This is a genomic window from Rhodococcus sp. NS-SX18 (genome assembly GCF_057367935.1).
Window position 1 is genome coordinate 2,641,990 of sequence record NZ_CM170633.1, and the last position, 13,004, is coordinate 2,654,993.

Consider the following 13,004-nt stretch of genomic DNA (forward strand, 5'->3'; position numbering starts at 1 on the left):
GCTCACCACGGAGCCGGGCGGTAGTCCTTGAGGAAGCAGCCGTACAGATCCACCCCCGCCTCGCCCTGCACGATGGGGTCGTACACGCGGGCCGCGCCGTCGACGAGGTCGAGCGGGGCGTGGAACCCCTCCTCGGCCAGGCGCAGCTTGGTGTGGTGGGGCCGTTCGTCGGTGATCCAGCCGGTGTCGACGGCGGTCATGAGGATCCCGTCGGCGCGCAGGTCCTCGGCGCTGGTGCGGGTGAGCATGTTCAGCGCGGCCTTGGCCATGTTGGTGTGCGGATGCCCGGCCCCCTTGTACCGGCGCCCGGCGAACTGCCCCTCCATCGCCGAGACGTTCACCACGTACGTGCGGCGGGCGGGGGAGGACGCCAGCGCCGGCCGCAGCCGGTTGACCAGGATGAACGGCGCCACGGAGTTGCACAGCTGCACCTCGAGCAGTTCCAGCGGCTCGACCTCGCCGACGGTCTGCACCCAGCTGTTGGTGTGCACCAGATCGGGCAGCAGCCCCCCGGCGTCGACCGCGACACCGGCGGCGATCCGGTCGGGCGTGGCCGACCCGGCCACCAGCGCGAGCGAGGTGAGCGACTCGGCGGTCAGTTGCGACGGCAGCGACCCGGCCAGCGCGGCCGGGTGCGCGTCCGAGGGTTTGCCGAAGGTGAGCACCTCCGGCCGCGGGCCGGCCGGCAGGGGCCCGGACTCGGCCTCGGCGAGGGCGGAGTACGCGCCGGGGGAGCGGCGCACGGTCTGGGCGGCGTTGTTGACGAGGATGTCGAGCGGACCCTGCGCGGCCACGTCGTCGGCCAGGGCCACGACCTGGGCGGGGTCCCGCAGGTCGATGCCGACGATCCGCAGGCGGTGCAGCCAGTCGGCGCTGTCCTCCATGGCGGCGAAGCGGCGGATCGCGTCGTTCGGGAAACGGGTCGTGATCGTCAGGTGGGCACCGTCGCGCAGCAGCCGCAACGCGATGTACATGCCGATCTTGGCGCGGCCGCCGGTGAGCAGCGCACGCCGCCCCGTCAGATCGGTACGGGCGTCCCGCTTCGCGTGGTTCTCCGCGGCGCAGCGCGGGCACAGCTGGTGGTAGAACGCATCGACCCGGGTGTACTTGTCCTTGCACACGTAGCAGGCTCGCGGCCGGATCAGGGTGCCCGCGCTCGCACCCGGCGCGTTCGAGCTCAACGTGATCCCGGCGGTCTCGTCGTCGATGCGGGTGGGCGAGCCGGTCGCCGTCGTCGCGAGTACCTGCCGGTCCGCGGCGACCTTGGCCCGGCGGGCCTCGTTGCGGCGCGCCCGCTTGAGCTTCTTGAACATGTGCCCCACGGCGCGCTGCACCGTCACCGAGTCCGGGTGGTCGGCGTCGAGCTCACCCACGAGGGACAGGACGCGGAGGCAGGTGGCGAGGTCGGCCGGGTCGATACCCGACGCGTCGGTGTGCGAAGTCATGGGCCTGTTCGTCGTGTGGGGCGGTACGGACCGATGGTATCGGGCGGGCGACGCCGGCCGACCTCGTGGGACCTGTGGCTCTGCCCGCGACGCCGCGAACCTGGCAGGCTCGGGGTGCAAGCAATCCTCGACCCAAGGAGACGACGATGACCGCACGGCGCCGCCGGAAGTTCCGCGACCTGACCCCGGCGCAGCAGACGCTCGTGCTCACCCTCGCCGCTGTGCAGCTCTCGCTCGCCGCGACGGCATGGGTCGATCTGGCGCGGCGCCCCGCGGATCGGGTCGCGGGCAGCAAGGCGAAATGGGCCGCGATCATCGCGGTGAACTGGATCGGCCCGATCACGTACTTCCGCCGCGGCCGGATCGGCTGAGCCACCCGCCGCGGGCGGCGAAGCGCCGCCCGTGGACGGCGAAGGCCCCGAACCTGCTCGGTTCGGGGCCTTCGGCGGCTGTCTCGACTCGGAGTGTCCGAGGGGGGACTTGAACCCCCACGTCCGTTAATAGGACACTAGCACCTCAAGCTAGCGCGTCTGCCATTCCGCCACTCGGACATGCTGATGCTCCCCGCTCCGCGGGTGCCGTTTCAGCGTAACCTACCCGGGCGCACCGTCCCAATCCGCTGGTCGACGGCTCGGCCGGCTCCGGGACGCGGCGACGATCCGGCGGCGCCCGGCGCGGCAACGGCGAAGGCCCCGAACCTGCTCGGTTCGGGGCCTTCGCCGTCTGTCTCAACTCAGAGTGTCCGAGGGGGGACTTGAACCCCCACGTCCGTTAATAGGACACTAGCACCTCAAGCTAGCGCGTCTGCCATTCCGCCACTCGGACCTGCTCCGCTCCCACGTCCGTGGGCGCTGTGAAAGAGTAACCCACCACGTCGCGGCGCCCAAATCGCCCCGCCCACCTGCGGGTTTGCTGGGATCGATGGTAGACAGGGGACCGTGTCCACAACATCGAATCCCGCCCAGCCGGCCGGCGGATCCCGCGCCGAGGCCGAAGTCGTCGACCTGGTGTCGCAGCTGATCCGCTTCGACACCTCCAACACCGGAGACCTGGCCACCACCCGCGGTGAACGGGACTGCGCGATGTGGGTGGCGGCACGGCTCGAGGAGGCCGGCTACACCACCGAGTACGTCGAATCCGGCGCTCCCGGCCGCGGCAACGTGTTCGCCCGCCTGCCGGGTGCCGACCCGTCCCGGGGTGCGCTGCTGCTGCACGGGCACCTCGACGTGGTGCCCGCCGAACCGGCGGACTGGAGCGTGCACCCGTTCTCCGGGGCCGTGGAGAACGGCTACGTGTGGGGGCGCGGCGCGGTCGACATGAAGGACATGGTCGGGATGATGCTGGCCGTCGCCCGCCGCTTCAAGGCCGAGAACATCGTGCCGCCCCGCGACCTGGTCTTCGCGTTCCTCGCCGACGAGGAGGCCGGCGGCACCTACGGCAGCCACTGGCTCGTGCGGCACCGCCCCGACCTGGTCGACGGCATCACCGAAGCCGTCGGCGAGGTCGGCGGGTTCTCCCTGACCGTGCCGCGCCGCGACGGCGGCGAACGCCGCCTCTACCTCGTCGAGACCGCCGAGAAGGGTCTCGGCTGGATGCGGCTGACCGCCAAGGGCCGCGCGGGCCACGGCTCGTTCCTGCACGAGGACAACGCCGTCACCGTCCTCGCCCAGGCCGTCGCCCGCCTCGGCACGCACACCTTCCCGCTCGTGCTGACCGAATCGGTCGCCGAGTTCCTCGCCGCCGTCGCCGAGGAGACCGGACTCGACTTCGATCCGGCCTCGCCGGACCTCGACGGCACCCTCGCCAAACTCGGGTCCATCGCCCGCATCGTCGGCGCCACCCTGCGCGACACCGCCAACCCGACGATGCTCGACGCCGGGTACAAGGCCAACGTCATTCCCCAGACGGCGCAGGCCGTCGTCGACTGCCGCATCCTGCCGGGCCGGCGCGCCGAGTTCGAACGCGCCGTCGACGACCTGATCGGCCCGGACGTCACCCGCGAATGGATCACCGACCTCGACTCGTACGAGACCACATTCGACGGTGACCTCGTCGAGGCGATGAACGCGGCCATCCTGGCCCACGACCCCCTCGGGCGGACCGTGCCCTACATGCTCTCCGGCGGCACGGATGCGAAGGCCTTCGCCAAGCTCGGCATCCGCTGCTTCGGGTTCGCCCCGCTCCAACTGCCCCCGGAACTGGACTTCGCCGCGCTGTTCCACGGGGTGGACGAGCGTGTCCCGGTCGACGCGCTGCGCTTCGGCACCCGTGTCATGGAACACTTCCTGCTGCACGCCTGAGCACACCAGCACCCAGAGAAAGGACCGGTATGGCCCACGACCCGTATGCGCCGCTGCCCGACCTGCCCACCTTCGATCTCACCAGCGAGGACATCACCGACGGTCGCCCGCTGAAGCCGGAACAGGCCAGCGGGATCTTCGGGGTGCCCGGCGGGCAGGACGTCTCCCCGCAGCTGTCGTGGTCGGGCTTTCCCCCCGAAACCAAGAGCTTCGTCGTCACGATGTTCGACCCCGACGCGCCGACCGCGTCCGGGTTCTGGCACTGGGCGGTGGCGAACATCCCGGCCTCGGTGACATCGCTGCCCGCGGGAGCCGGCGACGACACCGGCTCCGGGCTGCCCGAGGGCGCGGTCACCCTGAAGAACGACGGCGGCCTGCATCGCTTCCTCGGCGCGGCCCCGCCGCAGGGGCACGGCCCGCACCGCTACATCGTGGCCGTGCACGCTCTCGACGTGGACACCCTCGACGGGGTCGGCGCCGACTCGACCCCGGCGTTCCTCGGATTCAACGTGTTCTCGCACGCGATCGCGCGCGCGACGCTGCACGGCACGTTCGAGCAGTAGACCCGTTCGGCGGATCGCCTCCGCGCCGGAAACGGACAGGCACACACCGCCGGACGGGTGTGCCTGTCCGGCGGTGTGTGCCGGCCCGCCGCTCCGGGCGCGGCGGATCAGACGCGGACGCCCGCGCCCACCGCGTCGCCGATCGACGCGAACCCGGCTGCCCGCACCTTCCGGGCGAGGCCCTTGTTGATGCGGCGCGCCCAGAACGGTCCGCCGTAGATGAAACCGGTGTAGCCCTGCACCAGCGACGCGCCCGCGAGGATCCGCTCCCAGGCCTGCTCGGCGGTCTCGATGCCGCCGACCGAGATCAGCACCAGCCGGTCCCCGACCTGCGCGTGCAGCCGGCGCAGGACCTCGAGGGAGCGCTGCGCGACCGGGGGACCGGACAGCCCGCCGGCGCCGATCTCCGCGACCAGGGCGGGATCGGTGCGCAACCCGTCCCGCCGGACGGTGGTGTTGGTGGCGACGATGCCCGCCAGCCCGAGTTCGACGGCGAGGTCGGCGACCGCGTCGATGTCCTCGTCGGACAGGTCGGGGGCGATCTTCACCAGCACCGGCACGTGCACGGTGTCCAGCACCGCCGCGAGCAGCGGCCGCAGCGACTCGACCGCCTGCAGGTCGCGCAGCCCGGGGGTGTTGGGGGACGAGACGTTGACGACGACGAAGTCGGCGAGCGGGCCGAGCAGCCGGGCGCTCGCGGTGTAGTCCTCGGCCGCGTCCGCCGGCGCGACCACCTTGGTCTTCCCGATGTTCGCGCCGATCGGGACGGTGTGCACCCGGGTGCGCAGCCGGTTCGCGGCCTCCCCGGCGCCGTGGTTGTTGAAGCCCATCCGGTTGATCAGCGCCCGGTCCGCGGGCAGGCGGAACAGCCGGGGCGCCGGGTTGCCGGGCTGCGCCTGGGCGGTGACGGTGCCGATCTCGGCGAACCCGAAGCCCAGGGGGCCCCAGGCGTTCACCCCGGCCGCGTCCTTGTCGAAGCCCGCCGCGAGACCGAGCGGGGCCGGGAACGTCACCCCGAACACCGTGTTGCGCAGCACCGGATCGTCGACGACGAGGACCTTGGCGATCAGCGCCCGCAGCGGCGGGACCCGGGTCGCGAGCCGCATCGCCGTGAACGCGAGGTGGTGGATCCGCTCCGGCGGCAGCAGGAACAGCAGTCGAAGGAACAAGCGATACACGGAACACTCCCTGCTGGCCCGGGCGGCGCCCGGGGTCGGCGTCAACGAACGGTGGGTTCGGGCACGTGGTGGCCGGTCTTGCGGCGGCGCAGCAGCACCCGGCGGCTGCCGTCGGGATACAGCCGCACCCGCGTCAGCTCCCACCCGTGGAATTCGGCCTGGATGGCCAGGCGCAGCGACGCGCTGACTCGCGAGACGTCGCGCGGCAGCCGCAGCGGCACGTAGTCGTACTCGTCGTTGCTGGTGTCCCAGCCCACCGGCATCCGCGTCCACCGGCCGCCCACATCGCGTGGACCTGCCATCACACACCCCCGATCGGGATCCTCTGCAGCCCGTCCCCGGTCCCGGATCCGATCACCAGGACGGCGCCGGCGGTGTCGACCACCACCGAGTTCGGTTGCCGCACCGTCGCGTACCGGCCTCGCTCCTGCGGAATCCCGGTCGACAGATCGTAGCCGACGACCTCGTTGCTCCCGGTCGAAGTGACCCACACGAGGTCGTTCGCGCTGTCGTAGGCGACGCCGTACGGGCCGTTCGGCACCGGATACCGCTGGCGCAGCACCAGCGGATCGAGCGTGTACACGTGCAGCTCCCCACCCCGGGTGTCGGTGACCAGCACCCGGCCGAACGGGTCGGTGGCCAGCTGCGTGGCACCCTCCCCGGCCCGCAACGCCAGGCCGAGATCACCGTCGGCGACATCGACCTCGGTCAGCGACGTCTGGCGACGGTCCAGCGCCGCCAGCTCCGAGCCCACGGCGGCGAGCGCGTCGACCGAGGCCAGGCCGGGAACGGCCTGCGTCGCACCCGACGCCGGGTCGACGAGAAGGGTGACGCCGTCCGCGGTGCCCACGGCCAGACGCCCGTCCGCCAGCACGGCCGCCGAGCGGGCCTCCCCGTCGACCGGCACCTCCGTGACGGTGCCCGACCGCACATCCACCCGGGCGACGACGCCGGGACCGGGGGCGAGGACCTCCCCGTCGGCACCGGGAAGCACGGTCGCCGCCGCGGCGGGCAGGGCGACCTCGCGGGGCGCTGCCGCCGGGTCGGCGGCAGCGAGCAGCAGCAGCCGCGACCCGTCGCCGGCGAGCGCGGCGACCGTACTCGTGCCAGGATCGACGGCGAGGGCATCGACAGCGCGGCCGAGCGCCTGCACCGTTCCCGCCGGCGGGACGGCCGGCTCCGGCGCCACGGCCGGTGTCGCCGGGTCGATGGTGGGCAGACTGTCGCCGCTGCTCGAGGAGGAACACCCGGTGACCAGCGCCAACGCGAACCCCACCGCCGCGGCGGTCGCACGTGCTGCCGGTCTGCCCATCGTCTCGCTCCTCGTTGTCGCCCGGGGTCGGTGGCGTGCGGCACCGTCGCCGGCGGCGCACCCGACCCCCAGTGTTCCTGATCGCCGCGGCGGCGCCGCAGCCGCCTCGTCCACCCTCACCCCCGCCAGGAGGCCGATGTGACCTGGCCCACCGGTTCCGCGGACCGGCCCGCCGACGGCTTCGTCGTCGAATACCTCAGCCCGGGTGTGCACGCGCACGGGTTCGGTCGCACCGAGGAGGGCCGGCCGTTCTCGTTCCGGGTGCGCCGCGCCACCTTGCGGGTGGAGGTGTACCGGCCCGCGGGCGCGTCCACCGTGCCCACCGCCGCGGACGTGATCGCCCGGGCCCGGGCGTCGGTCGCCGAGATCGACCTCGGCGACGAACGCAGCGTGGCGGCGGCGGTGCGGGACACCGTTGCCCGCGCCCGGCCGTGCCGGTCACCGACGTGGCTCGACCGCCTGCTTGGATGGCTGCCCGGCCGGTGACGCCGCCGCGTCGCCGGCCCGCAGCGGCAGCACCAGCGGCGCGCCGGTCTCGGGATGTCGGTGGACCTGTACCGGGTAGTCGTACACGCGGGTGAGCAGCTCCCCGGTCAGCACCTGCGCGGGCGGGCCGTCGGCGGCGACGCGGCCCGCGGCGAGCACGCAGACCCGGTCCGCGTACGCCGCGGCCAGATTCAGATCGTGCAGCACCACCACCACGGCCGTGCCGGCGTCGGCGCGGCGGCGCACCACCTGCATCACCGTCTCCTGATGACCCAGATCCAGGGCCGCGGTGGGCTCGTCGAGCAGCAGCGTCTGGGTGTCCTGCGCCAGCACCCGCGCCAGCGCCACCCGGGCCCGCTCGCCGCCGGACAGGGCCGGGAACGGCCGGTGCGCCAGGTGCGTGACGTCCGCCTCGGTCAGCGCCGCGGCCACCGTCGCCTCGTCGTCCCGGCTGCGTTCGGTGCGCGCCCAGGCCGCCCGGCCCATCCGCACCACCTGCAGTGCGGTGAAGGCGAACCCCACCGCGTGCTGCTGCGGAAGCACCGCCCGTCGTCGCGCCAGGGCGGCGGCCGAGAACTCGGCCAGCGGGCGGTCGCCGACCGTCACCGCGCCTGCGGCGACGGGTTGATCGCCGGCGAGCGCGGCCAGCAGGGTGGACTTGCCGGCGCCGTTGGGTCCGACGAGCGCGAGCACCTCCCCGACCCGCACCTCGAGGTCGACGCCGTCGAGGACGACGCGGTCACCGCGGCGGACGGCCACCTGCTCGGCGCGCAGCGTCACCGCGCCCTGCCCGGCTCGGGCGGGCACCTGCCGGTCCGGCCACGGCCGCGGCGTCACGCCCAGCCGCCCTGGCGTGCCCGGGTGCGGCGCAGCATCCAGAAGAACACCGGGCCACCGACCAGCGAGGTCAGCATTCCCAGCGGCAGGTCCGCGTTCGGCACCAGGGTGCGGGCGCCGAGGTCCGCGGCGAGCAGCACCACCGCGCCGCACAACGCGGCGGCCGGGATCAGCACGCGGTGCGCGGGCCCGAGCGCGATCCGCACCAGGTGCGGCACCACGAGCCCGACGAACAAGATGATGCCGGTGAACGCCACCCCGGAGCACACCAGGACGGCGACGACGACGATCGCGGCCTGCCGCACCCGCTCGACGTCGACCCCGAGGTGGCGCGCGACGTGCTCGCCGAGGGAGAGCAGGTCCAGCTTCGGGGCGAGCACGACGGCGGCGACGACGCCGCCGAGCGCGAGCGGCGCGACCACCGACACGACCTCCCACGTGGCCCCACCCAGGCTGCCGAGCTGCCAGAACACGATCTGGTCGCGCGCGGCGGGGGTGGCGACGAACGTGAACAGGGCGATCAGCCCGCCGGCGAACGCGTTGACCGCCACCCCGGTGAGGATGACCGTGACCACCTCGGTGCGGCCCTCGGACCGCGACAGCACGTACACCAGGGTCGTGGTCAGCAGCCCGGTGACGAACGCGGCGCCCGCCAGCGCCCACCCGGCGGTGAACGCCCCGCCGAGCACGATCGCCGCGCACGCGCCGACGGCGGCCCCGGCGGACACCCCGATCACCCCGGGCTCGGCGAGCGGATTGGCGAACACGCCCTGCAGCAGGGCGCCCGCGCAGCCCAGCGACGCCCCCACCAGGACGGCGAGCACCACCCGCGGGAACCGCACCTCCCACAGGGTGACCTCGCCGGCCGGATGGGCCGGCAGCGGCCCGAGGTCGAGCCCGAGGCGGTGCAGCACGCTGCCGACCACCTCGGCCGGTGAGGTGGGCACCTGCCCGAGGCACGCCGAGAGCACCGCCAGCACCACCAGCGCGACCGTCAGGCCGGTGACCACCGCCGCGGTGCGGCCGCGGTGGGCGGCGGGCAGCCGGACGGGGGCGGGGGAGTCGACGGCGCTCATGCCGGCGCGGCCGGGTAGAGCGCCGCGGCGAGCGCGGCGAGCACCCGGCCGGTGTCCGGGCCGAAGCTCAGCAGCACCGAGTCGGCCATGTCGACGATGTTGCCGTCGCGCCCGGCCGGGGTCTGGGCGACGCCGGGCAGCCGGGCGAGACCCTCCGGCCCGCCCACGGAGGCCAGGCTCTCCGTCATGATCAAGATCACGTCCGGGGCGGCGGCGATCATCGCCTCGCTGGTGATCGGGGTGAACTCGGACGTCAGGCCGGCGACGGTGCCCGCATCGCGGCCCCCCAGCGCCTCGACGAGCGCGTCCGCGCCCGACCCGGGACCGCCGAGCATCTTGATCGCCGACCCACGCAGATACAGGAACGCCACCGTCGGGGGCGCACCGTCGTCCGGCACCGCCGCGCGGGCCGCGGCGATCTCGTCGTCGGTGCGCTGCGCGAGGGCCTCACCCGCCGCGGACACACCGAGCGCCCGGGCGACGAAGCGGATCTGCTCGCCCACGGTCGCCAGGGTGCGGTGCGGGTCGACGAACACCACGGGCACCCCGGTGGCCCGCAACTGTTCCTGCACCGCGAGCGGCCCGACCGACGTGTCGGTGAGCACCACCGTCGGGGCCAGCGCCAAGATCGCTTCCGTCGAGAGCCCGTGCCCGCCGGGGGTGACGTTCGGCACCTGCTCGACGGCGGGGAAGCTCGCCGTCGACCGGCCCACCAGCCGGTCCCCGAGTCCGAGCGCGAACACGGTCTGGGCGAGGGTGCCCGACCGGTCGGCCGTCACGATTCGGGAGGCGTCGGTGACGGTGACGTCGACCCCGTCGACGCCGCGGACCGTCACCGGCAGCGCCGGCACGGGAGCCTCCGCGATCGGCCGCGGATTCGGATCGCCCACCACGGCGGTGCGCGCCCCGGTCCCGCCCCCGGTCGGGGCGGTCGAACACCCGGCGAGCGCCGCGGCGAGCGCGAGAACCGCGGCGAGGAACGCGTAGCTGCCGCGTCGCGTCATGGCAGGGCGGCGGTCGTGCGGTACCGGTCCAGTTCGGCGGCCAGGTCGGCGAACAGGTCACCGTTGAGCCCGAACACCAGGTTCGCCTCGTCGATCACCGTGCGCCGCTGTTCCTCGTCGAGCGGCGCCGCGTCCAGCTTCGCCCGGTAGGCGTCCTTGAACGGCTTGGGTTTGGGAATGTCGTCGAAGATGTAGAACCGCAACCCGTCCCGGTCCAGCCCGTACGCCCGCTCGAGCATGCGCCGGATGATCTGACCACCCGACAGATCCCCCAGATACCGCAGGTAGTGGTGCGCCAGGAACACCTCCGGGCGCACCGCGGCCACCTGCTCGAGCCGCGCGACGTACCGCTGCGCCGCGGGTAGCGGCGCGATCGTCTCCCGCCAGCGCGGCCCGAGCAGGAACGTCAGGTCCGCCTCGAGCGCCGGCGTGCGCAGCAACGCGTCGTCCAGGAACGGCCCGGCGATCGGGTCATCCGCGTGACCGCGGCCGACCCGCTCGAGCGCTTCGTAGACGAACCACGACTGCGCGAGCAGCGCCGCATACCCCTGCCGGGTGAGCCGGCCGGCCAGCAGTTCGGTGACGAACTGCGCGTTCTCGGTGTCGCTGTGCGCCTGCGCGGTCTCCCGGCGGAGCCGTTCCGCGAACCCCGCGGCCTCGATCGCGGTCATCGACCGGTCCCTCCTCGTGCCCGCCGTCCGGTGCCGGTGCACCGACCTCGACCACAGGCTAACCTGACTCCGCCGCCGGGTTGCAGGCCCAGGTGCCCGACGTCACGCACTGACGTCGTCGAGCGCGGCCGCGATCGCCGCCGGCAACTCCAGCTCCTCCGCCACCAGCACCCCGGTCAGCTGCGCGAGATCCCGCGCCCCCACTACCGTCGACGCCACCCCCGTCCGGTCCCGCACCCACGCCAGCGCCACCGCCAGCGGGGAAGTCCCGAGCCCGTCCGCGGCCGTCGCCACCGCCTCGACCACCCGCGCCGCCGGCTCGGTCAGATAGCTGCGCACCTCCTCGGTGTGCAGGTCGTCGGCGCCCCGCGAGTCCGCCGGGATACCGTCGCGGTACTTGCCCGTCAACACCCCGCCGGCCAGCGGCACCGCCGCGAACACCCCCACCCCGTGGTGCAGGGCCGCCGGGATCAGCTCCTCCTCGACCCCGCGCGCGAGCAGCGAATACTCCACCTGCGTCCCCACCAGCGGCGCGTGCCGCGTCGCCACCGACGCGGCCGTCGCCAGCTGCCACCCCAGGTATCCACGCACCCCCACGTACCGGGCGCGGCCGCTGGTCACCGCGAACTCCAGCGCCGCCGCCACCTCGTCGACCGGCGTCCGCGGATCCCACGTCGCCACCTGCCACAGATCGAGATGGTCGGTGCCCAGGTCCCGCAGCGTGCGGTCGAGCTGCGTGAGCAGACCCGCGCGGGAGCAGTCCACCCGCCCCGCCCCGACCTTCGACGTGTCGATGCCCGAGCTGCCGGACACCACCAGCTGATCGCGCGGCACCACGTCGTCGAGCAGCTCCGCCAGGATCCGCTGCGCCACCCCGTCACCGTAGGCGGGGGAGGTGTCGACCAGGGTGCCGCCGGCATCGACGAACGCCGACAGCTGCGCCGCCGCCTCGTCCCCGTCCGTGCCGCGTCCCCAGCTCAAGGTGCCCAGGCCGAGCCGCGAGACCCGCAGCCCGCTCGCACCCACCGTTCTGTGTTCCATATCCGCCCGCGCCTCGTCACGATCCGACCGACGGGGTCGAGCCGCCGTCACCGCGACCGCCGCCCCTGACTCAGCACCCTAGTGCCGCGAGGCCGCGGAAACCGTTCCGCCGCGCCGCGTACCCTCGCCCAGGTGAAAATCGACCCCACCCCCGGCGACCGTCCCCACGAGCACCCGGAGGTCGCCGCGTGATCGGCGAATCCATGACCTGGCTGCAGGCCCTCGTCCTCGGTCTCGTGCAGGGCCTGACCGAGTTCCTGCCGATCTCGTCCTCCGGCCACCTGCGGATCGTCTCCGAGATCTTCTTCGGCACCGACGCCGGTGCCTCCTTCACCGCCGTCACCCAGCTCGGCACCGAGGCCGCCGTCCTGGTCTTCTTCGGCAAGGACATCGTCCGGATCGTCGCCGCCTGGTTCCGTGGTCTCGCCCACCGCGAACACCGCAGCGACCTCGACTACCGCATGGGCTGGTACGTGATCGTCGGCACCATCCCGGTCGGCGTCCTCGGCTTCCTGTTCAAGGACCAGATCCGCACCGGCGCCCGCAACCTGTGGCTCATCGCCACCATGCTCATCGTGTTCGCCCTCGTCATCGCCGCCGCCGAACGCTACGGCCGCAAGACCCGCAAGCTCGACGAACTCACCCTCCGCGACGGCATCGTCATGGGCTCCGCGCAGGCCCTAGCCCTGATCCCCGGAGTGTCCCGCTCCGGCGGCACCATCAGCGCCGGCCTGTTCCTCGGCCTGAACCGTGAGGCCGCCGCCCGGTACTCGTTCCTGCTCGCCATCCCCGCCGTCGTCGCCTCCGGCCTGTTCAGCCTCCCGGACGCGTTCGAACCCGCCGGGGAGGGCCTCAATGCCTCCGGCGCCCAGCTGTTCGTCGCCACCGCCGTCGCGTTCGCCGTCGGCTACGCCTCCATCGCCTGGCTGCTCAAGTTCGTCGTCGACCACTCGATGTACTGGTTCGTCGGCTACCGCATCGCCCTCGGCGCCCTCGTCCTGGCCCTGCTCGCCACCGGCACCATCTCGGCCACCTGAGACCGCGACCCCGCCGGGCCCGCTCGTCGGGCGCCCGGCCCATTAGGCTGGCTT

14 protein-coding genes and 2 tRNA genes are annotated in these 13,004 nt (G+C 73.5%); 5 read left to right on the forward strand and 11 right to left on the reverse strand.

Annotation, left to right across the window (positions count from 1 at the left end):
• Positions 1–2: 2 nt before the first annotated feature.
• Positions 3–1,445: an SDR family NAD(P)-dependent oxidoreductase gene (locus tag AC2IPW_RS12375; protein WP_454296889.1), complete on the reverse strand. Its 1,443-nt coding sequence runs from the start codon at positions 1,443–1,445 to the stop codon at positions 3–5.
• 146 nt (positions 1,446–1,591) lie between these two features.
• Here AC2IPW_RS12375 and AC2IPW_RS12380 point away from each other — a divergent pair, with 146 nt between their 5' ends.
• Positions 1,592–1,816: a PLDc N-terminal domain-containing protein gene (locus tag AC2IPW_RS12380; protein ID WP_003934916.1), complete on the forward strand. Its 225-nt coding sequence runs from the start codon at positions 1,592–1,594 to the stop codon at positions 1,814–1,816.
• 94 nt (positions 1,817–1,910) lie between these two features.
• On the opposite strand, the gene AC2IPW_RS12385 is transcribed toward AC2IPW_RS12380, so the two are convergent.
• Both AC2IPW_RS12385 and AC2IPW_RS12390 read right to left on the reverse strand, forming a co-directional pair.
• Positions 1,911–1,996 (reverse strand) — tRNA-Leu (locus AC2IPW_RS12385).
• 188 nt (positions 1,997–2,184) lie between these two features.
• Positions 2,185–2,270 (reverse strand) — tRNA-Leu (locus AC2IPW_RS12390).
• A 113-nt stretch (positions 2,271–2,383) separates the two neighbouring features.
• Between AC2IPW_RS12390 and AC2IPW_RS12395 the strand changes: the two genes are divergently transcribed.
• Complete coding sequence (locus tag AC2IPW_RS12395; protein WP_486376929.1) at positions 2,384–3,745, forward strand: M20/M25/M40 family metallo-hydrolase; 1,362 nt, start codon at positions 2,384–2,386, stop codon at positions 3,743–3,745.
• A gap of 29 nt (positions 3,746–3,774) precedes the next feature.
• Positions 3,775–4,308, forward strand: coding sequence for a YbhB/YbcL family Raf kinase inhibitor-like protein (locus AC2IPW_RS12400; RefSeq protein WP_003934914.1), 534 nt, complete (start codon positions 3,775–3,777; stop codon positions 4,306–4,308).
• A gap of 107 nt (positions 4,309–4,415) precedes the next feature.
• On the opposite strand, the gene AC2IPW_RS12405 is transcribed toward AC2IPW_RS12400, so the two are convergent.
• Genes AC2IPW_RS12405 through AC2IPW_RS12415 form a run of 3 tightly spaced genes read right to left on the reverse strand, consistent with a single transcriptional unit; the run spans position 4,416 to position 6,798 of the window.
• Complete coding sequence (locus AC2IPW_RS12405; RefSeq protein WP_486376930.1) at positions 4,416–5,486, reverse strand: quinone-dependent dihydroorotate dehydrogenase; 1,071 nt, start codon at positions 5,484–5,486, stop codon at positions 4,416–4,418.
• A gap of 41 nt (positions 5,487–5,527) precedes the next feature.
• Positions 5,528–5,788 (reverse strand): DUF5703 family protein, encoded by a 261-nt coding sequence (locus AC2IPW_RS12410; RefSeq protein WP_017682199.1) that lies wholly within the window; start codon positions 5,786–5,788, stop codon positions 5,528–5,530.
• Entirely contained in the window at positions 5,788–6,798 is a 1,011-nt protein-coding gene (locus AC2IPW_RS12415; protein ID WP_486376931.1) for an NHL repeat-containing protein, read from the reverse strand. Before AC2IPW_RS12415 ends, AC2IPW_RS12410 begins: the two co-directional genes overlap by 1 nt.
• A 138-nt stretch (positions 6,799–6,936) precedes the next feature.
• On the opposite strand from AC2IPW_RS12415, the gene AC2IPW_RS12420 reads away from it, so the two are divergent.
• Positions 6,937–7,284, forward strand: a complete 348-nt coding sequence (locus AC2IPW_RS12420; protein ID WP_416063566.1) for a hypothetical protein — start codon at positions 6,937–6,939, stop codon at positions 7,282–7,284.
• On the opposite strand, the gene AC2IPW_RS12425 is transcribed toward AC2IPW_RS12420, so the two are convergent.
• The 5 genes from AC2IPW_RS12425 to AC2IPW_RS12445 form a co-directional block, all read right to left on the reverse strand.
• Positions 7,237–8,121 (reverse strand): heme ABC transporter ATP-binding protein, encoded by an 885-nt coding sequence (locus AC2IPW_RS12425; protein ID WP_486376932.1) that lies wholly within the window; start codon positions 8,119–8,121, stop codon positions 7,237–7,239. The two genes, AC2IPW_RS12420 and AC2IPW_RS12425, sit on opposite strands and share 48 nt — an antisense overlap.
• Entirely contained in the window at positions 8,118–9,197 is a 1,080-nt protein-coding gene (locus AC2IPW_RS12430) for a FecCD family ABC transporter permease (RefSeq protein WP_486376933.1), read from the reverse strand. Before AC2IPW_RS12430 ends, AC2IPW_RS12425 begins: the two co-directional genes overlap by 4 nt.
• Positions 9,194–10,201: a heme/hemin ABC transporter substrate-binding protein gene (locus tag AC2IPW_RS12435; RefSeq protein WP_486376934.1), complete on the reverse strand. Its 1,008-nt coding sequence runs from the start codon at positions 10,199–10,201 to the stop codon at positions 9,194–9,196. Before AC2IPW_RS12435 ends, AC2IPW_RS12430 begins: the two co-directional genes overlap by 4 nt.
• Positions 10,198–10,872, reverse strand: a complete 675-nt coding sequence (locus AC2IPW_RS12440) for a biliverdin-producing heme oxygenase (RefSeq protein WP_003934906.1) — start codon at positions 10,870–10,872, stop codon at positions 10,198–10,200. The genes AC2IPW_RS12435 and AC2IPW_RS12440 overlap by 4 nt, the downstream gene beginning before the upstream one ends.
• Before the next feature lie 102 nt (positions 10,873–10,974).
• Complete coding sequence (locus AC2IPW_RS12445) at positions 10,975–11,913, reverse strand: aldo/keto reductase (RefSeq protein WP_003934904.1); 939 nt, start codon at positions 11,911–11,913, stop codon at positions 10,975–10,977.
• 191 nt (positions 11,914–12,104) lie between these two features.
• Here AC2IPW_RS12445 and AC2IPW_RS12450 point away from each other — a divergent pair, with 191 nt between their 5' ends.
• Positions 12,105–12,950 carry an undecaprenyl-diphosphate phosphatase gene (locus AC2IPW_RS12450; protein ID WP_289382244.1) on the forward strand — a complete coding sequence of 282 codons (846 nt, stop codon included), beginning with the start codon at positions 12,105–12,107 and terminating at the stop codon, positions 12,948–12,950.
• Positions 12,951–13,004: the final 54 nt, after the last annotated feature.